Below are 22,178 nucleotides of genomic sequence, written 5' to 3'. Positions count from 1 at the left end.
TTATCAGCACTGTTTATTTGTCATTAACTACTGATACGCTTCTTTTTAATGCCAGGAATTAAATGGCCAAAGTGATAAATAGCCAAGCCAAATAACACCATAGCAGCACCTAACATCAGTTTATCGTTAATCACTTCACCGTTTAACATCGCACCTAAACTCAAGGCAACTACCGGAGTAATTAGGGTTATTAAGGTAACACTACTGGCTGATAACTTTTGCAATACGGTAAAATAAGCATAGAAACCAATCAATGAACCAAATACCCCTAAATATAGCGTTGACCAAATAGACCTTGCTTGCCACAGTTCAACCGGTAAGGTGCCATCCAAAACCAACCAGGTTAATAAGAACATAGGTGTCGCTACGGTTAACGCACCAACAGTTGTTGCTAATGGATGAATAGCTATTGAGACACTTTTCACCAACACACCACTTAAGCTAAAGAAGAACACCGCTAATAAAATAAAAATCACTCCATAAATACCATCGTCCGCTAAAGTGAAATTATCAGAGCAAACCACAGCTAAACCAAGCAATGAAATAACCATAGAAAATTTACGAATAGCGCTGATATTGGGCTCGGCTAATATCCTCTTTGCTAATACCGCCGAGATAACAGGGGACAGACCAAAGACTAGCGAAATAATGCCTGATGATAAATAGGGTGCAGCTAAGTATGTACAGATCATGCCGCCAAAGATGCCAAGTGCTGAGTAGCTATATAACCTTAATGCTTGTTTGTGCCAAGGCAGATTGATTTTGCGCACTTTAATCACTAGTGCACCGAGTATTAAAGCAATAAGCATTCTAAGTAATACCGCTAAACTGGGATTAATTGACTCGCTACTCCACACTATACCTAATGGGGTGGTAGACCATATTAATAGTACCGCCAAATAGGCAATTGACACTGACATTTTTCTCTCCTTTGTTGCGTTTAAAATTTTTGTTTTAAAGCGAAAGCAGACTATTACGGTTTTTTGTCGGGAAGGGGGTAAAACAAAAAAGCCGCAAGAGATGATTTCTGCGGCTTTAAAAGTGAACTAATTAATGACTCGATTAACTATAAATTTTTAATGCTGCGCAGTGACTGGCCAATTTAACTGGCGTTTAACTAGCCACATTCGATTGACCACAAGCAGATTGCTAATAGCGATTGCTTTGGGGTTTCGAGTATTGATCATGGCGAGTAAGTTGCTTGGCATTGCTTTTCTTTATAGTAAGTTATATTAAGTTATCTTATGGCTAAGCTAGAGTTTGAATCTAGGTTACATAGGTACAGTTCTGTTAGCTCGAATAGTGGCGCTAGAGCAAAATGAAGTCAAGTATAAATAACGCCTTTGTGGGATAAATTTATTTTCACTAAATTATTGAGGTTAGCGTGCCAAGGGTCATGCTAGGGCGATACAGCCACTAAAGTCCTCAATATAGATGACATTTATTTGTTGCCAACTGCTGACCAGTCTTAGCTGAGAATAAACTTAATTGATTTGGTCTCAGCTTAACGATAAACTTCTACCATAACTCTTGTTAGAAGTATTTTATGGACGCTATTGAATTACTATTGCAACGCCAGTCAACACCAATGTTAACTGATCCCGCGCCAAATGACGCCGATTTATCAATATTATTGTCTGCGGGCATGCGAGTCCCCGATCACGCGGGCTTAAAACCTTGGCATTTCCATGTTATTAGCGGACCAGGTTTACAACGATTAAGCGATCTTTACGTTAAAGCTACCACCATTGATCTAGCCACTAAAGCAGGCCTCCTTGAGAGTACTTGTATAGATGAAGATGCCTTTAATGAAAAAATAGCGAAAGTAGCGAAAATGCCTTTTAGAGCGCCAATGATGATTGTTATCTCAACTCAATATGTTGAGCATAATAAAGTTCCTCAACAAGAACAATTGATTGCCGCAGGTTGTTGTGCACAAGCCATGCAAATGGCCGCTTTTTCGTTGGGCTATGGTGCTATGTGGCGTACCGGTGACTTAGCTTATAATCAAACAGTGAAAACCGGTTTAGGGCTGTCTGAGGGCAATGATATTACCGGTTTCTTATATCTAGGCACGCCAGAAAAAACGCCACACTGTAAACCGGCTAAAGATTTCCAAGCTAATGTTACTTATTGGAACTAATACCAATTTCATTAAATTATTGCCCACTTGTGCGGGTTAAAATGCGCCAAGGCGGCGTTGCTCTCAATGCCAATAGCCAGCTATTGGTCAATCGAGCGCCTTGCTTTAATCTATTTTTCCTGAGATCACAAACTTAATGGAACTGGTATAACCGACAGTAAGCAATTAAAAATTAGCAATAAAAAAGGCGACATAAGTCGCCTTTTTCTGTTTTTAAGGTAACCTTAAAACGTTGCACTATTCGGTGTTCTTGGGAATGGGATCACGTCACGAACGTTTTGCATACCTGTGGCATACGCTACTAAACGCTCAAAACCTAGACCAAAACCTGCGTGAGGCACAGTGCCGTAACGACGAAGATCACGATACCAACCGTAATCAGCAATATCTAAGCCCATTTCTTCTAAGCGGCTATCTAATACGTCAAGACGTTCTTCACGTTGACTACCACCAATAATTTCACCAATACCAGGGGCCAGAATGTCCATGGCGGCAACCGTTTTACCATCGTCATTTAAACGCATATAAAAAGATTTAATATCTTTCGGATAGTTTTGTAAAATCACTGGGCCGTTAAAATGCTCTTCAGCGAGGTAACGTTCATGTTCAGAGTTTAAATCTATGCCCCAAGCGACTGGGTTTTCAAATTTCTTACCGCAGTTCTCTAAAATAGTGATAGCGTCAGTGTACTCAAGACGGACAAAGTCAGTATTAATGACAGAATTTAATCGCTCAATCACTGTTTTATCAACACGTTGTTGGAAGAAAGCCATATCATCAGCGCGTTCGTCTAATACTGCTTTTAAGACATACTTAAGCATTTCTTCGGCTAAATCAGCCGCATCCGATAAATTAGCAAAAGCGATTTCCGGCTCAATCATCCAAAACTCAGCTAAATGACGGCTGGTATTAGAGTTTTCTGCTCTAAAAGTAGGACCAAAGGTATAAACTTTAGATAAAGCGTTACAATATGTTTCTACGTTCAATTGACCAGAGACAGTTAAAAATGTCTCTTTACCAAAGAAGTCTTTTTTGTAATCAACTTTACCTTCGTCAGTAAGGGGTAAGTTTTCCATATCTAAGGTACTTACCCGGAACATCTCGCCAGCCCCTTCACAATCACTGCCAGTGATAAGTGGCGTACTAATCCAAAAATAGCCTTTATTATGCAAAAATCTGTGGATAGCTTGTGCTAAACAGTTACGTACACGGGCTACTGCGCCACCAATGTTAGTACGGGCCCGTAAATGTGCTTGTTCGCGTAAAAACTCCATGCTATGACGTTTAGCTGCCATTGGGTAAGTATCCGGGTCTTCAACAAAACCCAATACTTCTACTTCTGTTGCTTGGATTTCAAAAGCTTGGCCTTTACCAGGAGATTCAACCAAAATACCGGTTACTTTAACTGAGCAGCCCGTGGTTAATTTAAGAATGTCGCTGTCATAATTGTCGAGTTCTCTTGGCACTATGGCTTGAATAGCATCAAAACATGAACCGTCATGTATTGCTAAAAATGAAATACCAGCTTTCGAGTCACGGCGTGTTCTAATCCAACCGTGGACGGTAATGCTTTCATTAACAGGGTAGTTACCCGCTAATACATCAGTGATTGATGGCTTAGTACTTAACTTGTTTTGTGTTATTAGATCTGTCATTAATCTTTATTCTCAAAGGGTTCAGGTATGAAAAAGGCTTATTTATATTCAAGGGTTTCAACGTAAACGCAAGCCGAAAACGGCAAGGGAATCGAGCGACAAATTGAACAAGCAAAGCAATTCTTAAAAAGTTATCCAGAGTATATCATTGCTAATGATGTATTTACAGATGCGGCTAGTGGTTTTAGTCGTGCTAATTTGGATGAAAGTGCAGGGTTAGGCTCCTTCATAAGATCCGCAGAAAGAGGTGATATTCCAAAGGCTTCCTTACTTGTCTTGGAATCACCCGATAGATTATCAAGACTGGGTATTAAAAAATGACAGAAGATCTTTGATTGTGGAATTGATATTGCACTTGTTAAATTTAACATCGTTCTAAAAAACAACGACGATAATGATTTTACCGCATCACTTATCATCAGCATTGGTTTATACCTTGGCCATTTGGAATCACTTCAAAAGAGTCAGAGCATTAACTTCACATTGCAAAATATAAAGGCAATTGCGGCTAAGGGTGGTAAGAAATATTCGGGTATCTGTCTTTCTTGGTTAGGGCTATCTACAGATAAAATGGACTTCATTGAACTAGCCTTTGCCGAGTTTGAACGTAATCGCATAAGCGAAAAGACAAAAGAAGCGTTAGCTAAAAAAAATAGATGGTGTAAAACTAGGGCGACCAGCAGCAACTACTTTTAATTACATGAAGTAACTCAGCATCGGTGGAGCAATGACATGTGGCACTGTATCATACATATATATTAAACATTTGTAGAAGAATATGAAAACATTATAAGTCGTAACGTTGGCATTAACACGGACAGCTTGTGGTGATTCTAGTCGTTCAGATGAACCAACTTGCTGTGTAATGTGTTCCTTGATCTGAATGACAAATAACAGTTGGCCATCGCTTCGCGATTATAACCAACCATTACTTAGCCTGTTATTTAGGCGTTCGCTACTCTTCATTACATTCGATTAAGGTGTTCGATTTTAGATATGAAAACAATATTAATATGTTTATCTTTTATGATTCCCAGTGTTGGGTTTTGTTGTCCATCATTAGAAGGAACTTGGTCATCTTCCATACAAAAATTTGAGACTTTCAATAAACGATGGGCAAACGTAGATAATAAAGCTTGGTCTTTTATGGTTCAAACCCAAGGACATGAAGTTATTATGTTTAAGGGCAACACAGAAATGATTATTGTTACCCCCGAAATTGAAATCAAGATAGGTGATAGAAAAATAAAACGCCAATCTAAAGAAGAGCGTATAAATATCGATATTTTAGGGTGTACGGATAAGAGTATCGTTTTGAAGTATGAAAGAAATGGTAAAGTAAAAATAAATCAGGGCAAGGCGCTCGATTGAGCAATAGCTGGCTATTGGAATTGAGAGCAATGCTGGCATGGCGTATTTTAACCCGCACAAGTGAGTAATAATTTAATGAAAGTGGTATAAATCACCTTGTTAACTTCCCGTGGTGATGTTTTTGTCACCAAGGACAAGTTAAACTGATAGGTACACCGCTTGGCCATCTTCGGTTAAGGAAAAACCACCTCGACCACATAGCGTTAACTTCATCCGCGTTGCTAAGTTAGACCTATGCACACTGATAGTCGAGCGGGTAATGCCTAATGCCAGCTCTGCGCAGCAAAACCACCGCATTCAACGACAGAGCTAAAAATTCGCAATAAGCGTAAGTCATACTCAGTTACGGGCTTGGGAATGATGGCGGTATTTTTCATAAGTAACTCGCGCTATAAGTTTGGTCTAGTTCAAACAATAGGTTTAATATTTAATATTTAATATTTTATATTTAATCTGAGTTTGTTATGGGTTTCAATAGGGTTATAGACAAAACAATTATTAAGGACTCATTATGTTCGGCTTAGTAGATAAACAATTATTGAAAAACTTTTCTTATATCAATGGCAGCTGGCATAGCAGTGCCACTGAGTTTTCCGTGACCAACCCAGCTAATGGCACAGAAATTATCAAGGTCAGCAATGCCGGCGTGGTTGAAACCAAACTTGCGGTTAAAGCCGCTAAAGAGGCATTAGCCATGTGGTCGGCAAAATCAGCTAACCAAAGAGCGACTTTATTGCGTAACTGGTTTGATCTCATCATGGAAAATCAAGATGATTTAGGCCGTATTCTCACCTTAGAACAAGGTAAACCTTTAGCTGAAGCTAAGGGGGAAATTGCCTATGGTGCTTCTTTTATTGAGTGGTTTGCTGAGGAAGGTAAACGTGTTTATGGTGATACTATTCCTGCGCCATCAAACGACAAACGCATTATAGTCATTAAGCAGCCGGTTGGCGTTGTTGCCTCAATTACCCCATGGAATTTTCCTAACGCCATGATTGCCCGAAAAGCGGCGGCGGCATTGGCGGCCGGTTGTACTTTTGTGGTACGCCCAGCAAATCAAACGCCACTTTCTGCGCTTGCCATGGCAGAGCTTGCTGAAAGAGCGGGTATTCCAGCGGGAGTCTTTAATGTGGTTGTTGGTGAAGATGCGCTCGGCATGGGCGAAGTGTTAACACAACACCCGGATATCGCAAAATTCACCTTTACTGGCTCAACGCCAGTGGGCAAAATATTACTGAGCCAATGTGCTACTACCGTTAAAAAAGTATCAATGGAACTAGGTGGCAATGCACCCTTTATTGTTTTTGATGATGCCGATATTGATGCCGCAGTGCAGGGCGCTATGGCGTCTAAATACCGTAATGCGGGACAAACGTGTGTCTGCACCAACCGTATTTTTGTACAACAAGCTGTGCTGGCACAATTTACTGAAAAATTCGCTCAAGCGGTTAGTGGCTTAACCCTAGGTGATGGTTTAGTTGACGGTGTAACCATAGGGCCGATGATTTCGGCGCAAGCGGTCAGTGATGTGGCAAGCTTAGTAAGTCAGTCTATTGCCGCTGGAGCGACATTAATCACGGGTGGTAAAAAAGATCCCGCTGGAGATAACTTCTACCAAGCAACCATTTTAACCAATGTTACCAACGATATGCCCATTGCTGCCAATGAAATATTTGGCCCAGTATCACCTATTATTGCCTTTGACACTGAAGCCGAAGTAATAGCGATGGCAAATGATACTGAATATGGCTTAGCGGCTTATTTTTATTCACGTGATATCGGCCGAGTTTGGCGGGTCGCGGAAGGATTGGCGTTCGGTATGATTGGTATCAACGAAGGCATAATTTCTAATGCCGCAGCACCGTTTGGTGGCGTTAAGCAATCGGGTAATGGCCGTGAAGGTTCAAAGTACGGTTTAGACGATTATTTAGAAATTAAATATTTGTGTATGGGTGGCTTAAATAATTAGCCAGCCCTATGAAGTAGCGGTTGAACTAGCGCAAAAGTTAGTGACGATTGCACCATTCTCTATAGCTTGTCACGGTATGGTATTATTAGCCTGTGTTTTTTTAATGGCTAGAATTAAATATATGGGCTTAAGTTGACAAAAAATAACGTTCTATTATCACCACTTTACAGAGAACACCTTGATGTAATAACTATATTAAGGTGTTCTTTGTTGATCTATATCAAATAAAAGCGCTTAATATTGGTCTCCAACGATAATTATTTGATTACTAAGCTAAACTCTAGCTTTCAAAATACTTTATCTGCTTACTTTTTTGGATATATCTTAATGAACCATACTTCCTCAAATGAAATAACCTTTTCAGAATCCGAACAACTTGTCTCCATCACCGACCTCGATGGCCGAATAACCTACGCTAATGATGAGTTTTGTCGTGTCTCAGGTTACTCCCTAGCTGAGTTGGTTGGCCAACATCATAATATAGTTCGTCATACCAGTATGCCTAAGCAGGCTTTTGCTGATTTATGGCAAAAGCTAAAGCGAGGTGACTCTTGGCGTGGCATGGTTAAAAATCGTTGCAAAACCGGTGGTTTTTACTGGGTTGATGCCTATATAACCCCGTTATATGAAAACAATAAAGTTGTCGGTTATCAGTCAGTAAGAACTAAGCCAACCGATAGTCAAAAGCAAAAAGCTCAGCAGTTATATGACGGATTTAATAAGGGTAAATCCGTAGTAGATTTTAATGCCAACACGGGTCTAAAACGTATCATTGCTGCCGTTGTCATCCTGCTTGCTTGTATAGCAAACTGGCAGTATTCAGCACCATTAATATCAACGGCTATTTTATTGACCACAATTGGATCCATTTTTATCATTTTTACCGAGGAGTTGTTTGTTTTTCCAAAGGTAGCGGCACAGACCAAAATAGCGCTTGATAGCCCCTCTCGATTCATATTTTCAGGTAAAGGCTTAACCAGCATCATTAATTACCCCGCAGAGTTATATAAAGCAAGAATAAACACCATTTTAGGGCGCAGTAAAGATTCAGGCCGAGGTTTGCTAAAAGTAGCGACTGAACTTGAACAAGCCGCTAATAATATGCTCGAAGGCATACATGAGGAAAACTCTCATCTGGCACAGTTTGCCACAGCAATTACTCAAATGAGCGCCACCATAGATGAGGTGAGTACCAATACCACAAACACTCATGATAAAATGGTTCATATTCAAGATGAATGTCAGCAAAATATTGAGATCACTAAAGTAACCCAGGCTAAAATAATTACGCTAGCAGACGACGTTGGCATAGCCGCAGAAAGTGCTCTTGAGTTAGTTAAGGATGTCGATAAAATTTCTGTCATTATGTCTGAAATACAAGGTATTGCCGACCAAACGAATCTACTGGCTTTAAATGCGGCTATTGAGGCAGCAAGGGCCGGTGAACAAGGCCGTGGTTTTGCCGTGGTAGCCGATGAAGTAAGAACCTTAGCAAGTAGAACCCAAGGTGCTACCGTGCAAATTGAAACGTCGGTACAAGCGTTACAAACAACCTTACAGCAATGGAGTAAGGTAATGTTGGCCAGTAAAGCTAATGCCGAAGAATGCTCACAAGACACCATGAAAATAACGGCAGCAATGGAAAATGTTATCACTAATGTCAATATGGTAAGTGATATGACCGCGCAAATAGCAAATAGCAACGGCAACTGAGGAGCAAAGTGTTGTCGCTAATCAAATCAATCAGAGCATTATCACCATAGACGGTATCTCGAAAAACAATGCGGATTTAGCTGAGCAGGTCAATAACTGTGGTATTGAAGTCAATAAAAGTGCTGAGTTAATAGAGGGTTTAAGTACCACCTTTAAATAATCAGCAAATAGGTAAATAATGCTAACGTTAAGACGTTAAAGCTTAATATATAGCCAAACCACCTGAAAATGCAGCTTCAAGTAGCGTGGCTATAGCCTTTCAGTAAATAAATCATGCTAATTTATCAATACGGGTAAATTAGTACTGCTATTAGCAACGATTTTCAGCAACATTTTTGGTTAAAAACCAAGATATAAGGCGCTGTTTTCTGCCACGGTATTCAGTCGTATTATTATTTTTAAAACCTTTAAGCCTTGAAATCTTCCCAAAACGTACCAAGCTATTATTCATGTTCACTCTGTAAGGCTGTTTATGTTAGCTACTTTTTTACCCTTGTTCATTGCTGTTGCCATCATTGGTTATTTAATGGCAAAACCGTATTGGCGTGAATATAAGCGCGATCAGCTCAGAAGCTTACCGTTTAAAAAGCAATGGCGAAAAATAATCCAGCAAAGAATGCCTTATTTTAGGCAAATGCCAACGGATTTACAGCTGCAGCTAAAGCAACATATACAAGTTTTTATTGCAGAAAAAACCTTCATTGGCTGTAATGGCGTTAAAATCACCGATGAAATTAAAATTACCATAGCGGCGCAAGCCTGTTTATTGCTGCTCAATAGAAAAACCGATTATTACCCAAAATTAAAAACCATTTTAGTGTACCCAAGTGCGTTTATTAAAGAGCAGAGCCAACTAAACCCTGATGGGACTAGATACACCAAAAGGGTTGCCTTATCAGGTGAGTCTTGGGACTTTGGCAAGATAGTATTATCGTGGCAAGACAGCGTACACGGCGCAGAATTACCTAATGATGGTCACAATGTGGTCATTCATGAATTCGCCCATCAACTGGATCAGGAGAATGGTAAGGCTAATGGCGCGCCTATTTTAGGAAAAGGACAAAGTTATCAATGCTGGTCTAAAATATTTTCACAACAATTTGAAATGCTTAAAAGGCAAGCTGCCTCAGGCACGCCATCAATATTTGACTATTATGGCGCTACCGAGCCAGCAGAGTTTTTTGCCGTAGTCAGTGAAGTGTTTTTTGAAAAATCTACACAGTTCTCTCAAGAACATCCTGAGCTGTATCGCCAATTAACAAATTACTACAAAGTTGATCCGATTCACTGGTAATCACTTATCAATGCTTATGCTGTAAAAAAATAACATTAAAGTTATACTATATACATCATAATTTTAATGTTATCAGTACACTTAGCTATACCTATATTTATTGAGCGCAATAAGTCTAGGATTAAGGAATAGAATTATTATATGGATATAATCCAAATCTCATTTGCCAGAATTTGTGTTCTGCGCGATGACCTTGCTGAAATCACCGTTGATAGTGGCGTTGATATTAATATGACCATGGTAGCTGAAATTCATCATTGCTTATTGTCACTTTTTAGTCAGTCATTTTCATTACTCATTAACAAAAGCCATTCCTATTCAAGCCAACTCGATGCACTAATAAAATTTGGGTCCTTAGCTGCTATAGATAAAATTGCCGTATTTGCGCCAAATAGAATGGCCAAGATGAGTGCTGATTTTTCAGCAACCATTCCAAGTTCTAAAACATTAAACATTGAAGTGTTCGGTAATCGTGATGAAGCGCTTGCTTGGTTGACGTAAAGGGATTTATTACCGGTATATGAAAGCAGTTTTTTGTCCTCATAAGAGCTTAGTATTACTAGTAATAATCACTGAATAAGGCTTTTGGCTTTAAGCGCTTGTACGAGCATAGCCGGTGAACACAAAGCGGCGCGGACAAGCGGACAGTGATAAAGGTTATTCCCTCATATGATCACCGATAGCAGCATCAAGTGGGTGCGTAGGCCAACGCTAAAATCCTTAAGATAGCTTTGATACAGCTCTTAATTTTAATTATCTGTATAGACTTACGTCGTACCTGTAATTATATACAGTATAAATGTTATTATGCATAAAAATAAATATTAAGGGAAATTATAATGACAAAAATTTCCGTGATCATTGACGTTGCAGGCTAAAAATATTTTTCAACCCGAATAAGGTAATCAAAAACACTATTATTTTCCTCATAACAAGCGGATGGTGGCGGTTATATCGCATTACAATTATAAGGTGGTGCTGGATATATTAAAGAATATCCTTTAGCACGACCAGCACGTGATGTTAGAATCACCACAATATATGAAAGCACGAGTGAAATTCAGCGAGTAATCATCGTCAGAGACATTTATGCTCAAGTAATCTAAAAGTTAACTATCCAAAATTAAAATACTAAAAACGGATACCGTAAAGGAAAAACTATGTCTATAGAAATAAAAGCACTGGCACCGGCAGAACGTAATTCTTGTCCAAAAGAATACAGTTTTGGCGCAACATTTTCTGATCACATGTTCACCCAAGAATTTGATGAAGGCAAAGGCTGGCATGATGCGCTTATCAGCCCTTATCACGCTTTATCTTTGGATCCATCCGCAGCAGTTTTTCACTATAGTCAGGAAATATTTGAAGGGCTGAAAGCCTATCGTAAACCTGATGGCGGTATAAACTTGTTCCGTCCACTAGACAATATTAAGCGCTTTAATCGCTCTGCGGAGCGTATGGTAATGCCTAAAGTTGATGAAGCGCTTCATCTTGACGCAATAAAATCTTTGGTACTATTAGACCAAGCTTGGGTGCCAAATGAACAAGGCGCGTCATTATATATACGACCAACAATGATTGCGACCACGCCCAAACTCGGTTTAGGCGCAAGCGCTAGTTATTGCCACTTTATCATTACCGGCCCTGCAGGTAGTTATTTTGCTGGTGGCTTAACACCTATTTCTGTTTATGTTGCTGACGAACTTAGAAGAGCCGTTAAGGGTGGCGTCGGTGAAGCAAAAACCGGCGGCAATTATGCTGCCAGTCTTTATGCCTCTGAAGAAGTTAAAAAACAGGGCTATTCGCAAGTTTTATGGCTTGATGCGATTGAAGGTAAATATATTGAAGAAGTAGGCGCAATGAATATCTGTTTCGTTTACGAAGGTAAGCATATTTATACACCAGAGCTAAGTGGCAGTATTTTACCCGGTATAACCCGTGATTCTATTTTAAAAATTGCACCAACACTGGGTTATGAGATAACTGAGATGTATTTAGATATTGAAACAGTTTTACAAGATATTAAAAGTGGCAAAATAACTGAAGTTTTTGGTTGTGGCACCGCCGCGGTAATTTCTCCCGTGGGTAAGCTGGGCTTTAAAGGTAAAGATTTTGTTATTAATGATAATCAAACCGGTCCAGTGGCTAAGGCTCTTTATGATGAATTAACCGGTATTCAATATGGTACCCGTGAAGACAAGTTTGGCTGGATAGAGTCTCTTTAAGTTATTAGCAAGGCCCTACAACAGACAAAATTAAAGAACACCTAAGTAAAAGTAAAGTCAGCTATTTCACTTCAACATTCAACTTTGATTGATAGCTGGCTTTGGTCTGAATGACTGATATTAAAAATTTTCAGTAAAGTCTTCTGTCTGTGATATTTATGAAACCTTCAATACTGATTGTAATATGTCCGTTTATTTTACAGTTTAAAGTGTACTCGCTTAGGATGATAAAAATAACCGCTAGAATTCAATATACTAGCACTCACGGTCATTTGTTTCAGGGGTAATTACCTAGCGTTTACCAAAATATTCAATCCTCAGGTTAAACAGTTCCATTTAATTAAAATAAGAACTTGAAATTTAAGGGCTTTAGGGTAAGTTAATAAGTAGGTATGTAGATGGAATGACTAAATCGTTTACATAATAACAGTTATAAGTTTAGGAGTTATCATGAACAACTCAGAAATCACTAGCTCACAAGAGATATTGCTGCAAGTTACCAGGGTTATTGAAACAGAATGTGCCAAAGATGCAAGTGCTCTGTTAGTCGATGGTTTCGTTTTGCTTGGTGTAGGAAATAGTGTTTTTGATGATACAGAAAATCGCTTTGTCTATACGCTAGGTTTTCCTAAACCCATTGAAGAGCTAAGTCACTGGGCGAGTGCTAATTTTTAATGATTTGTATATACAGACGTTTTTTATTGCTCGATATTACTAACTAAGGTTGCCCATGAACGTGGGTATATACCCGTTACCATTCAAAATGCATGTTTCAGAGTGGTTGAGCAATTTCAATTCAAGGCGCTGTGATGAAATAATGGTTGTTCAGGAGAATATACTCAGGATAATTGCTCCTGCATTCTCTAATCAGTTCCATCCATGTAGCGTCATTATGAGTTACAGTAACGATGAAGTGATGTTGCTCAAACGCTTCTTTGATGGGTTTAAAATGACTTTATACCGCGTTAAATAATCAAACCATAGAGTGACTATGCTTACATTATTTCCCTTGCCTAAAGCCCTTTTAATTCCTACTGAAATCGAGCACTTTGAATGATGAAGGGTATATAGTTGTAATCCAACGATGTGTACAAACAGCATGTGTAAACATGCCCTATCAAGTTAACAAATTAAATAGGTATTAAAAAAGTGGAACAAGAATTTAAATCGATTATTGAGCAAATAGGTGAAGACCCACAACGTGAAGGTTTGTTAGATACACCTAAACGCGCCGCAAAGGCGTTGAAATTTCTAACTCAAGGCTATGAGCAAGATTTAAACTCCGTGATTAACGGTGCTTTATTCAACTCAGATTGTGATTCTATGGTCGTTGTTAATAACATTGAATTATATTCATTGTGTGAACACCATATGTTACCTTTTACTGGTCGCTGTCACATTGGCTATATCCCCAACGGCAAAGTATTAGGACTATCTAAAATAGCACGTATTGTTGATATGTACGCCCGTCGTTTGCAAATTCAGGAAAATTTAACCCAGGAGATTGCCCACGCGATCATGGCGGTTACTGATGCTAAGGGAGTTGGTGTGGTCATATCTGCCTCTCATTTGTGTATGCGTATGCGTGGTGTTGAAAAACAAAACTCCGAAATGAAAACCTCCTGTATGCTCGGTTCCTTTTTGAAATGCAAAGACACTCGCGCTGAATTTTTACAGTTGATTAGAGATTGATGAACAATAAACCTTGGGTATTAGTCACCGGCGGGGCAAAGCGTATCGGCGCCTATCTCAATCAAGAGTTTGCCAAAAGTGGCAAGAATATTGTCCTGCATTATCATCAAGCTGAAACCGAAGCATTAGCCTTAAAAACGCAATTAGAAGCATTTAATATTGAGGTGTTCTTATGGCAGGCCAATTTAAATGAGCCGGCGACCATTGAACAACGCTTTGAGGAACTTCTTAAGCAGGTGCCTCATATTGAACTATTGATAAATAATGCTTCAGTGTTTGAACAAGGCTCATTACTTACTTCGTCTTTAGCGCAAATTCAAAGCAACCTTAATATTCACCTTACCAGTCCCTGGTTATTAATTCAGGCCTTGGTAAAACAGGCTATAAAACAAAACAAACCGTGCCAAATTATTAATATTTCCGATGCCAATTTGTCACACCTTTACACCAGTAAAGCGGCTTATTTCATTTCAAAAAAAGCCCAAGAAACCTTAACTGAATTGGCGGCAATAGAATGTGCGCCCCATGTGCGGGTTAATGCTATCGCACCGGGGTTTGTCTTAGAAGCAACGGTTGCTGATACCGAGGTAAGTACCCAGATTAGTAGTCCGTTGAGTAGCAAAAGTAGTGCTCAATTGGCGACCAAAGACATCAATATTTTACAACGAAAAGTGCCGTTAGCTGATTTATTTTCAGCCATTGAATTTTTATCAAAAAATCATTCTATCACGGGACAAACACTGCAAATAGACGGAGGGAGTCACTTACAATGTCCACCATATATGTTGAAAAACTAGAAATTTATGCCATTCTCGGCATTACCGATGAAGAACGTGAAAATAAACAAAAACTCATCATTGATTACTGGATTGATACCGACATATCTAAGGCGATGATGTCTGATGATATAGCCGATTGTGTTAATTATCGCACGGTCAATAAAGAGATTTTATCGGTAGTGTTGAATTCCAGTTATAACACCATTGAACGGTTACTGGGCATACTCTTAGAGTTGATTCTATCGTTTGATGGCGCCTTACACGCCAAGATAAAAATTGCTAAGCCAGGAGCCTTACGCTACGCAAAAAGTGTCTCTGTTACGGCGGAACGTTTTGCCTAATGCCATTTTATATTGTCGGGGTTGGCTCAAATATTGAAGCTGAAAAACATATTCAACAAGCGTTTGAGCAGATTAAAAAAATCGACTCACAGGTAAATATAGCCACATTATTATGCACCAAAGCTGTAGGCTTTACCGAACAGGCAGACTTTATTAATACTGCCTTTTCATTTTATTGTTCGCTCAATGTTACTGAGATGAAAAACCATTTAAAAGCCATAGAAGCACAATTGGGGCGAGTACGGAGCAACAATAAAAATGGCCCGCGTACCATTGACTTAGACATAGTAAAAATAGACCACGACATTGTAGATGACGATTACCATCAATACGATTTTGTTAAAAAATCAGTGGACGAACTGGTAGATAATCAGGCAAGAAAAAGTAGCTAATTTCTGCAATGGCACTGTTATGCATAAAGGACAATTTAAAACGCTGTTCTGGCAGACGATATTGCAGTCCTGTAAAGCTTTATAGCATATAAGTAAAGGCTTACAGTTAAACTACCTAGGGTTATGTTGAGCCGCTATATGTAATAAATTGTAGCTCATGCGGTTAGCTCTGCTTATAAGTTTGACGCCATCCTCATAGGACAGGATAATGCGCTTTTGTTTTACCGGTAATAATAATGCTCAAGTGTTTTCGTATCATCAGTATGTTAGAAGGCTTATCTTTCTTAATTCTATTAAGCGTTACCCTTGGTTTTGTCAGCCGAGATTATGTTTCTCAATTAGGTATGCTTCATGGTGTGTTATTCATGATTTACCTCTTCTTATCTCTGATAGTTGCTAAGAAGCAACAGTGGTCATTTGGCATTTTATTGTCGTTATTTATTGCCTCAATTGTTCCTTTTGCTTTTATTGGCGTCGAAATATTCCTCAGTAGATTTTTGGGATATAAAAAACTAGCTGAGGTATAACGCCGAAGATAAGTGCTTCACACGTTGAAATTTTAAAAGCCCTTTAAGGGCTTTTTTTATGGTTAGATTTAAGCCAGTTATGTGCCGACATAATAAACTGTGCAGTGGTCAGTAAAATTGGCCACAGATTTTTATTAACCTATAGTTATTATTATGAGTTTGATAGTTAATAAGGCAAGCAAATCTTTTGTCGATGTTGGCAAGTCTTTATGTTTAACCGAGCAGTAAAAGTCCTATAAGTCCGAGTTTTAATATAAAATAGCCTAAGTTGATTAATTCCCTGAAGATGGGTTAAGTAAGGAAGAGTGCGTGATTTCAAAAAAAGTAAGAGAGTTATTTGTCTCATTTATGGAAGCAACAGATGATTCTTCCGTTTCATATGATATGGAAACTGAACAATACCGTGGTGCTTTCAATCCTGTCGTAGTTGATAAGTACATTGAATTGGGTGCACTAGAGCTTGTGGATGACGGCCGTGGTGACATAACCATTTTGATCAACAACCGTGATGATTTCTTAAGTTCTTTCGCTGCTGGTATTAGAGAGGCTAAGAACGGCAGCGATCAGGCCTATGCCGATTACAACGCCAATCCCTTTGCCTTTTCAGTGGGCTATGAGCATTTTCACAAAATGGCCAAGAAAAAACGGCCAAACCAAGAATATATTTGCCATGGTTTTGAAAATGTTGCAACCGGTTTAATACACCTACAATAGTGCTGTGACTTTAAATTCTCTCTAACCGCTAACTGACTAAAGGGAGGGGGCACTAAATTTTATTCATTAATAAATAGTTAAATTAAAACTTAGGATATATTTGGTTTCTTCCTGAGTTTTTCGCTTGATATAGGTATTTGTCAGCACGGTTGATAACCTCATCAATATTTTGATGGCTATGCAGTTCTTCAATGCCCATACTAAAAGTCACTTTGATTTTATTACCCTGATAATGAATCAAATGATCTTGCATCTTCTGCTTAATTTTATCGGTAATGATATAGGCGTTTTTTGCGGATGTTTGTGGAAAAATAAATAAAAATTCTTCACCTCCCCAACGAGCAACACAATCTTGTTTTCTTATGTTATCGGAGAATATGTTTGCCAGCTCTACTAAAACTGCGTCACCAGCATTGTGGCCGTAGTTGTCATTAACTTTCTTAAAATGGTCAATATCACATAATACAACTGACAATGGCTGTTGAGTACGCAACATTCTGGCTTGTTCACGTGTTAAAATTCTTAATGCATCACGCCGATTAGATAAATGTGTTAGGGGGTCAAAGTACGCGAGTTTCCGGTATTCTTTAGTCAACTCTAAAATGTGTTTAAAAGACTGCTGGCGTGAATATTCATATAAAGCGGATAGAAAGGTTACCGTTAAAAAAGAGTAGATTAAACGTAATTTAAATTCTGTGTTGTATGTAGGATGAGCGATAATTTCTGTCGGCATAAACATGATGAAACCGACAATAGTGATGAATATGAAAATCTCCAATAGACCTCGTTTGAAGCCATGAATAAATAATGACACCGGTGCCACCATAAAAATCCATAAAGGCCCAGAGTTGGCAACACCGCCAGTATAGACAAGATAAAACATTAATAAATACAGTGAATAAAGGATTATTACTGAACTTAAGGCGGTATTTTGGAACTTTTTGTAAATGTAATAGCCGATAAAGTAAATAAAGCTAGCCATAATTAAAACGGCGGCTAGCAGGTTATTATGGTTATAAAACGCAATAATAGCCATGACCGGTGTAATTAACATACCCACTAAAGCAAATATGGCAACAACATGCGGTTGAGTGATGTTTTTGCTTTTAAGGTCATCTATTTCAGGTGGTGTATTCAATAAAATCAATCTTTCTAGTGAGTTAAACCTATGATGGCCTCAATTTACCATGTTAGCCTATACAAACAAACCAACATGTACAATTATCGTATTTTGTTGTTTATGCTTTTTTTATTGAAAATTTTGAGTGGCTGTCTGTTAAGTTCATTAAGTTCACGCTTCTGTTAAGTTAGGTGGTCAAGTCGTTTGTAAGTACTCCTCTAAACAATCCTTTAAGGGGGCTTACTGTGCACATAAGGCGTCAATCATCCCTTAAAGACTTGTACGTTGTTACCATTGATTATTTTTTTATGCTGTGTAATACTCCCTTTAAGGGTTGTATTTAGGTATATCTCCAATAAAACATCTTTTAGGGTACATTATGTCTTTTGACCAATTAACAGCGTATGCCATTGCGGGCGAACTGGGCGAGCGAATTAAAACCGCTCGACTCAATGCCAACCTCACCCAAAAAACATTAGCTCAAAAAGCCGGTTTATCTCTTAAAGCAGTAACCAATAGCGAAAAAGGAAAATCAACACTTGAGTCCATGATAGCTATTCTCATCGCGCTTGAAATGACAGAGCAGCTCAATTCCTTTATCCCCAAACAAGAAATATCTCCCGTTCAGCTCATTAAACTACAAGGTAAAGAACGTAAAAGAGCAACTAGCCCGAGCAAAACGGACCGCAAGAGCAAAAATAGCAGCCAAAGTAAGGACACTGCCACATGGTAACCGAGGTAATAAAGGTTAAGTACCAAGGATACGACGTAGGCGCAGTCAGCTACAACAGCGATACCCAAATGGGAGCGTTTGAATACTACCCTAGTTTTATCAAAACCGGCATTGAACTATCACCCATCAAAATGCCGCTAGCGAAAAAGATTTACACCTTTCCCCAGATAGACCACGCTACTTTTAAAGGACTACCAGGACTTATCGCCGATTCTCTCCCCGACGATTTTGGTAATGCCGTAATGAATGCATGGATAGCTAGCCAAGGTCAATCAACAAGTGATATCACGCCTTTACAACGACTACAATATACCGGCATGCGCGGTATGGGAGCCTTAACTTATTCACCCGCGACCAAAAGAAAAAATCTTAATGCTTCCCAGCCAATACACATTGAATCTCTCCTTACTATCGCACAAGAGGTATTAGACAAACGTCAACAATTTCACGCCAATCTAGCCAATAATGGTCAAGAAAACAAAGAAGCAATGATGTCTCTTATGTCGGTAGGCATGAGCGCAGGTGGTGCTAGACCAAAAGCGGTGCTAGCCTTCAATAACGATTTCAGCGAAGTGCGTTCAGGTCAAACTGATGCGCCAAAGGGTTTTAGCCATTACCTGATGAAATTTGACGGCGTTAGCGAACACAACAAAAATCAAGAAACCTTTGGCGACCCTATGGGTTATGGCGCGATGGAATATACCTACCATTTATTAGCTAAAGAATGTGGTATCGATATGATGCCATGCCATTTGCTCAATGAAGGAAAACGTAGACATTTTATCACCGAGAGGTTTGATCGCAACGGCAATGACAAGATACATGTACAAACATTAAACGGCCTTGAGCACATAAGCTACAAACAAATAGGCTCATACTCTTATGCGGAGCTATTTAACACAGCAAGAAAATTGCTGCTGAGTCCAGACGATGCCATGCAGCTATTTAAACGCATGGTCTTTAATGTAATCGCTCGAAATCACGATGATCATGCGAAGAACTTTGCTTTTATATTAGATAAAGAACATAAATGGCAATTAGCCCCAGCTTACGATTTAGCCTATAGCTACAAACCCGATAGTCATTGGGTAAGTAAACATTGGATGACACTAAACGGAAAACAAGATAACTTCACTAGAGATGATTTCTACAGCTTTGAAAAATTGAGCCCCATCTTTAGCAAACGAAGGATAGATGAGGTGTTAAACCAGACCATCGAAGTGGTATCATACTGGAATAAATACGCCTGCGAGCAAGCAGTACCAGACTCACTGATAAAAGAAGTAAGCCAAAATCTGAGGCTTTTCTTATAGGAATTGGGCGAATTTATCAGATAACCACTGCAATTGAAATAATGGGATGGCTGTAGCAAAAGTAAAAAGATCTTTTTTTACTTATATTGTTGCTAAATGTTACTAATAGTTACAATATGTATTGTATTTTTTATGAGGGATGCTAATGGCGCAGATTAAAACAGGTACGTGGAAGTCAAATGCACTTTTCATGTCAGTGTTTTTATTATTAACCTATGTTTTATTACTTGCATCAATGGCAAAAAATAGCGCTAGCTTATTGAATCAAAAGGGCTTTATAACGGTTGATAAAACTGAACTGGTTACCCTGAGTAATTTTGATAAGTTAATAACAACGGTACTGTTAAACCCGCAAGGCTATTTATATCGAGATGAAATTTTTATTATCTCAGGGCAACAGCAAACTCAAGTTAACATACACTCATTTGAAGAGCATTTATTAGCTTCATTCATTGATATGGCTATCCCTTTTGCTGCGTTATTAATTATCGCACTGACCACTGTGGTGATTAATGCCTATTATTACCGAAACAAAGTCAGTAAAGAAATTGCACCGCTTTGTCGTAAAGTTGACCGTATCATTAAAAGCTATAATTTAACTAGCGATGGCCATCAAAGCGCAGCGGATCTAAATGCTTTAAATCATTCTTTAGATTTTTTACAACAAATTAGCAATGAATATCAGCTTAAGGCAGAGCAACATAGTTTCTGTGACAAACTAACTAAGCTTGTTGATCGATATCATTTTTTAGATCATATAAAAAAGCAGTTAACACTAACCAATGAAACAGGAACAAAAAGTGGTTTACTCTTTATTGATCTTGATGGCTTTAAGTCGGTAAATGACTCTTACGGTCACTCCTTTGGCGACGAGGTGTTAATCCAAGTAGCTGAACGATTAAGGTCTGTAGTACGACGAAAAAACCTCAGCTTTAAGCAAGATAGTAATGCCCTTGAATACAACTTATCCCGTTTAGGTGGTGATGAATTCACTTTATTTATTAAAGAGTTAGAGAACCCTGAACACTCCATCAGTGTAGCAATGGATATACTACAAGAATTAGAAAGAGATTTTATTTTAGGCAATAAAACCATCAAAATTAGTGCCAGTATCGGTATTGCTATATATCCTGATAGTGCCGCTACCCCTTACGCTTTAATACAAATGGCCGATGTTGCTATGTATCGTGCTAAAACGGAAGGTCGTGGTGTTTTCCGTATTTACACCGCTGAAATGGGCGCTAAATTACGCCGTTATCATTATTTGCTTGATGAAATGCGTAAGGCGATAGACTCATCTAATTTCTTCTTAACCTTTCAGCCGATAATTGACATTGATGATTTTGGTATTAGTTATTTTGAAGCTTTAGTACGTTGGCAGCATCCCGTTGAAGGCACTATTGGACCCGATGAATTTATTATCATTGCAGAAAAATCTAATCTAATACTCGATTTAGGAGATTGGATCCTCGATGAAGCTTGTCGCCAAATGGCTGCTTGGTATAACGCAGGAATGAAAAATGTGCGAATTTCAGTGAACGTTTCACCTATTCAACTTAAACATAAACCTTTGTATAATTGGGTTATAGGAAGTCTTGCTAAAGCGGGCTTGCCGGCACATTCATTAATGTTGGAAATTACTGAAAGCTGTTTTATTGAAGCATCAGATCAATTGATTAATGAGCTAGAGAAACTGCGAGCCGATGGCGTAATGATTGCAATCGATGATTTTGGTACTGGCTTTAGTTCATTATCTGTCTTAGCTCATTTACCTGTAGATGTATTAAAAATTGATAAGCTCTTTATTGCCGAAGCGACACATAATATTAAATACAAGAAAATATTACAATCGATTGTCGATATGGCTTTAAATCTTGAATTAAAACTGGTTGCTGAAGGTATTGAAAATAAAGAGCAACTAGAGTTGTTAAAAACTTTAGGCTTGAAACATATTCAAGGTTACCTAATTAGTAGGCCGCAACGTTCTAACTATATCGGAGACAAAATTTTTAAACAGGGGATGAATCATATGGCACAAACAGGAACATGCCGCTGGCCGCCACAAATTAATGCAGCTTAGAGCCAAATAATAGCTGTAATTTATTAGAAAAATAATCAACTACTAAGGTCGATATAATGAGGCAAAATAATTTCGAACCTAACCCCAATAGGGGGATCTATTAGCCTAATGCACCCC

The 22,178-nt window shown here is 38.7% G+C and carries 22 protein-coding genes and 2 pseudogenes; 19 read left to right on the top strand and 5 right to left on the bottom strand.

Annotation, left to right across the window (positions count from 1 at the left end; all coding sequences use genetic code 11):
- Positions 1-23: 23 nt before the first annotated feature.
- Together ASU03_RS08155 and ASU03_RS21765 are read right to left on the bottom strand one after the other, a co-directional pair.
- Positions 24-920 carry a DMT family transporter gene (locus ASU03_RS08155; protein WP_057831372.1) on the bottom strand — a complete coding sequence of 299 codons (897 nt, stop codon included), beginning with the start codon at positions 918-920 and terminating at the stop codon, positions 24-26.
- Positions 921-1,076: 156 nt separating this feature from the next.
- Positions 1,077-1,208, bottom strand: a complete 132-nt coding sequence (locus tag ASU03_RS21765) for a hypothetical protein (RefSeq protein WP_269433003.1) — start codon at positions 1,206-1,208, stop codon at positions 1,077-1,079.
- Between the two features lie 338 nt (positions 1,209-1,546).
- Here ASU03_RS21765 and ASU03_RS08150 point away from each other — a divergent pair, with 338 nt between their 5' ends.
- On the top strand, positions 1,547-2,143 hold the full coding sequence (locus ASU03_RS08150; RefSeq protein ID WP_057831371.1) for a nitroreductase family protein: 597 nt from the start codon (positions 1,547-1,549) through the stop codon (positions 2,141-2,143).
- Between the two features lie 224 nt (positions 2,144-2,367).
- On the opposite strand, the gene asnS is transcribed toward ASU03_RS08150, so the two are convergent.
- Positions 2,368-3,798 carry an asparagine--tRNA ligase gene (gene asnS / locus ASU03_RS08145; protein WP_057831370.1) on the bottom strand — a complete coding sequence of 477 codons (1,431 nt, stop codon included), beginning with the start codon at positions 3,796-3,798 and terminating at the stop codon, positions 2,368-2,370.
- Between the two features lie 483 nt (positions 3,799-4,281).
- Between asnS and ASU03_RS08135 the strand changes: the two genes are divergently transcribed.
- Both ASU03_RS08135 and ASU03_RS08130 read left to right on the top strand, forming a co-directional pair.
- Complete coding sequence (locus tag ASU03_RS08135) at positions 4,282-4,494, top strand: hypothetical protein (RefSeq protein WP_057831368.1); 213 nt, start codon at positions 4,282-4,284, stop codon at positions 4,492-4,494.
- Positions 4,495-4,794: 300 nt separating this feature from the next.
- The gene (locus ASU03_RS08130; protein ID WP_197411223.1) at positions 4,795-5,169 is read left to right on the top strand and encodes a hypothetical protein; all 375 of its coding nucleotides are present in this window, start codon (positions 4,795-4,797) and stop codon (positions 5,167-5,169) included.
- Between the two features lie 150 nt (positions 5,170-5,319).
- On the opposite strand, the pseudogene ASU03_RS19835 reads toward ASU03_RS08130, so the two are convergent.
- Positions 5,320-5,546: pseudogene (locus ASU03_RS19835) on the bottom strand (LysR family transcriptional regulator); the annotation flags it as partial.
- Positions 5,547-5,680: 134 nt separating this feature from the next.
- Here ASU03_RS19835 and ASU03_RS08125 point away from each other — a divergent pair.
- From ASU03_RS08125 to ASU03_RS08070, 13 genes and pseudogenes are all read left to right on the top strand, one after another.
- Positions 5,681-7,138 (top strand): NAD-dependent succinate-semialdehyde dehydrogenase, encoded by a 1,458-nt coding sequence (locus tag ASU03_RS08125; RefSeq protein WP_057831367.1) that lies wholly within the window; start codon positions 5,681-5,683, stop codon positions 7,136-7,138.
- Positions 7,139-7,465: 327 nt separating this feature from the next.
- Positions 7,466-8,851, top strand: a complete 1,386-nt coding sequence (locus ASU03_RS21760; protein ID WP_269433002.1) for a methyl-accepting chemotaxis protein — start codon at positions 7,466-7,468, stop codon at positions 8,849-8,851.
- Between the two features lie 472 nt (positions 8,852-9,323).
- Positions 9,324-10,145, top strand: coding sequence for a zinc-dependent peptidase (locus ASU03_RS08115; protein WP_057831366.1), 822 nt, complete (start codon positions 9,324-9,326; stop codon positions 10,143-10,145).
- Between the two features lie 141 nt (positions 10,146-10,286).
- Positions 10,287-10,646 (top strand): STAS/SEC14 domain-containing protein, encoded by a 360-nt coding sequence (locus ASU03_RS08110; RefSeq protein ID WP_057831365.1) that lies wholly within the window; start codon positions 10,287-10,289, stop codon positions 10,644-10,646.
- Positions 10,647-11,128: 482 nt separating this feature from the next.
- Positions 11,129-11,251, top strand: a pseudogene (locus ASU03_RS19830) (acyl-CoA dehydrogenase family protein); the annotation flags it as partial.
- 54 nt (positions 11,252-11,305) lie between these two features.
- On the top strand, positions 11,306-12,370 hold the full coding sequence (locus ASU03_RS08105; RefSeq protein ID WP_057831364.1) for a branched-chain amino acid aminotransferase: 1,065 nt from the start codon (positions 11,306-11,308) through the stop codon (positions 12,368-12,370).
- Positions 12,371-12,820: 450 nt separating this feature from the next.
- The gene (locus tag ASU03_RS08100; RefSeq protein WP_057831363.1) at positions 12,821-13,045 is read left to right on the top strand and encodes a hypothetical protein; all 225 of its coding nucleotides are present in this window, start codon (positions 12,821-12,823) and stop codon (positions 13,043-13,045) included.
- 474 nt (positions 13,046-13,519) lie between these two features.
- On the top strand, positions 13,520-14,062 hold the full coding sequence (gene folE, locus ASU03_RS08095) for a GTP cyclohydrolase I FolE (protein WP_057831362.1): 543 nt from the start codon (positions 13,520-13,522) through the stop codon (positions 14,060-14,062).
- On the top strand, positions 14,062-14,859 hold the full coding sequence (locus ASU03_RS08090) for an SDR family NAD(P)-dependent oxidoreductase (protein WP_057831361.1): 798 nt from the start codon (positions 14,062-14,064) through the stop codon (positions 14,857-14,859). Before folE ends, ASU03_RS08090 begins: the two co-directional genes overlap by 1 nt.
- Positions 14,832-15,182, top strand: a complete 351-nt coding sequence (locus ASU03_RS08085) for a dihydroneopterin aldolase (RefSeq protein ID WP_057831360.1) — start codon at positions 14,832-14,834, stop codon at positions 15,180-15,182. The genes ASU03_RS08090 and ASU03_RS08085 overlap by 28 nt, the downstream gene beginning before the upstream one ends.
- Positions 15,182-15,574: a 2-amino-4-hydroxy-6-hydroxymethyldihydropteridine diphosphokinase gene (gene folK, locus ASU03_RS08080; RefSeq protein WP_057831359.1), complete on the top strand. Its 393-nt coding sequence runs from the start codon at positions 15,182-15,184 to the stop codon at positions 15,572-15,574. The genes ASU03_RS08085 and folK overlap by 1 nt, the downstream gene beginning before the upstream one ends.
- Positions 15,575-15,810: 236 nt before the next feature.
- Positions 15,811-16,101, top strand: coding sequence for a DUF3817 domain-containing protein (locus ASU03_RS08075; RefSeq protein WP_057831358.1), 291 nt, complete (start codon positions 15,811-15,813; stop codon positions 16,099-16,101).
- Between the two features lie 309 nt (positions 16,102-16,410).
- Positions 16,411-16,815 (top strand): hypothetical protein, encoded by a 405-nt coding sequence (locus ASU03_RS08070; RefSeq protein ID WP_057831357.1) that lies wholly within the window; start codon positions 16,411-16,413, stop codon positions 16,813-16,815.
- A gap of 82 nt (positions 16,816-16,897) precedes the next feature.
- Here the strand turns inward: ASU03_RS08070 and ASU03_RS08065 are convergent, their stop codons facing one another.
- The gene (locus tag ASU03_RS08065) at positions 16,898-17,953 is read right to left on the bottom strand and encodes a GGDEF domain-containing protein (RefSeq protein ID WP_057831356.1); all 1,056 of its coding nucleotides are present in this window, start codon (positions 17,951-17,953) and stop codon (positions 16,898-16,900) included.
- 361 nt (positions 17,954-18,314) lie between these two features.
- Between ASU03_RS08065 and ASU03_RS08060 the strand changes: the two genes are divergently transcribed.
- From ASU03_RS08060 to ASU03_RS08050, 3 genes are all read left to right on the top strand, one after another.
- Entirely contained in the window at positions 18,315-18,668 is a 354-nt protein-coding gene (locus ASU03_RS08060; protein ID WP_057831355.1) for a helix-turn-helix domain-containing protein, read from the top strand.
- Entirely contained in the window at positions 18,662-19,981 is a 1,320-nt protein-coding gene (locus ASU03_RS08055) for a type II toxin-antitoxin system HipA family toxin (protein ID WP_057831354.1), read from the top strand. The genes ASU03_RS08060 and ASU03_RS08055 overlap by 7 nt, the downstream gene beginning before the upstream one ends.
- A 145-nt stretch (positions 19,982-20,126) precedes the next feature.
- Positions 20,127-22,061, top strand: a complete 1,935-nt coding sequence (locus tag ASU03_RS08050; RefSeq protein WP_057831353.1) for a putative bifunctional diguanylate cyclase/phosphodiesterase — start codon at positions 20,127-20,129, stop codon at positions 22,059-22,061.
- Positions 22,062-22,178: the final 117 nt, after the last annotated feature.

This window comes from Colwellia sp. TT2012, from assembly GCF_001440345.1.
GTDB lineage: Bacteria > Pseudomonadota > Gammaproteobacteria > Enterobacterales > Alteromonadaceae > Colwellia.
Note: the sequence above shows the minus strand (reverse complement) of the source record. Positions and strands in the feature narration are given on the sequence as shown.

Excerpts from the sequence above, each read along its gene's own strand:
- ASU03_RS08105 (WP_057831364.1), top strand. The coding sequence starts at position 11,306 with ATGTCTATAGAAATAAAAGCACTGGCACCGGCAGAACGTAATTCTTGT.
- ASU03_RS08115 (WP_057831366.1), top strand. The coding sequence starts at position 9,324 with ATGTTAGCTACTTTTTTACCCTTGTTCATTGCTGTTGCCATCATTGGT.
- ASU03_RS08085 (WP_057831360.1), top strand. The coding sequence starts at position 14,832 with ATGTCCACCATATATGTTGAAAAACTAGAAATTTATGCCATTCTCGGC.
- ASU03_RS08130 (WP_197411223.1), top strand. The coding sequence starts at position 4,795 with ATGAAAACAATATTAATATGTTTATCTTTTATGATTCCCAGTGTTGGG.
- ASU03_RS21760 (WP_269433002.1), top strand. The coding sequence starts at position 7,466 with ATGAACCATACTTCCTCAAATGAAATAACCTTTTCAGAATCCGAACAA.
- ASU03_RS08150 (WP_057831371.1), top strand. The coding sequence starts at position 1,547 with ATGGACGCTATTGAATTACTATTGCAACGCCAGTCAACACCAATGTTA.
- ASU03_RS21765 (WP_269433003.1), bottom strand. The coding sequence starts at position 1,208 with ATGCCAAGCAACTTACTCGCCATGATCAATACTCGAAACCCCAAAGCA.
- ASU03_RS08090 (WP_057831361.1), top strand. The coding sequence starts at position 14,062 with ATGAACAATAAACCTTGGGTATTAGTCACCGGCGGGGCAAAGCGTATC.
- ASU03_RS08155 (WP_057831372.1), bottom strand. The coding sequence starts at position 920 with ATGTCAGTGTCAATTGCCTATTTGGCGGTACTATTAATATGGTCTACC.
- ASU03_RS08050 (WP_057831353.1), top strand. The coding sequence starts at position 20,127 with ATGGCGCAGATTAAAACAGGTACGTGGAAGTCAAATGCACTTTTCATG.
- ASU03_RS08110 (WP_057831365.1), top strand. The coding sequence starts at position 10,287 with ATGGATATAATCCAAATCTCATTTGCCAGAATTTGTGTTCTGCGCGAT.
- ASU03_RS08060 (WP_057831355.1), top strand. The coding sequence starts at position 18,315 with ATGTCTTTTGACCAATTAACAGCGTATGCCATTGCGGGCGAACTGGGC.
- ASU03_RS08125 (WP_057831367.1), top strand. The coding sequence starts at position 5,681 with ATGTTCGGCTTAGTAGATAAACAATTATTGAAAAACTTTTCTTATATC.
- ASU03_RS08075 (WP_057831358.1), top strand. The coding sequence starts at position 15,811 with ATGCTCAAGTGTTTTCGTATCATCAGTATGTTAGAAGGCTTATCTTTC.
- ASU03_RS08055 (WP_057831354.1), top strand. The coding sequence starts at position 18,662 with ATGGTAACCGAGGTAATAAAGGTTAAGTACCAAGGATACGACGTAGGC.
- ASU03_RS08100 (WP_057831363.1), top strand. The coding sequence starts at position 12,821 with ATGAACAACTCAGAAATCACTAGCTCACAAGAGATATTGCTGCAAGTT.
- folK (WP_057831359.1), top strand. The coding sequence starts at position 15,182 with ATGCCATTTTATATTGTCGGGGTTGGCTCAAATATTGAAGCTGAAAAA.
- asnS (WP_057831370.1), bottom strand. The coding sequence starts at position 3,798 with ATGACAGATCTAATAACACAAAACAAGTTAAGTACTAAGCCATCAATC.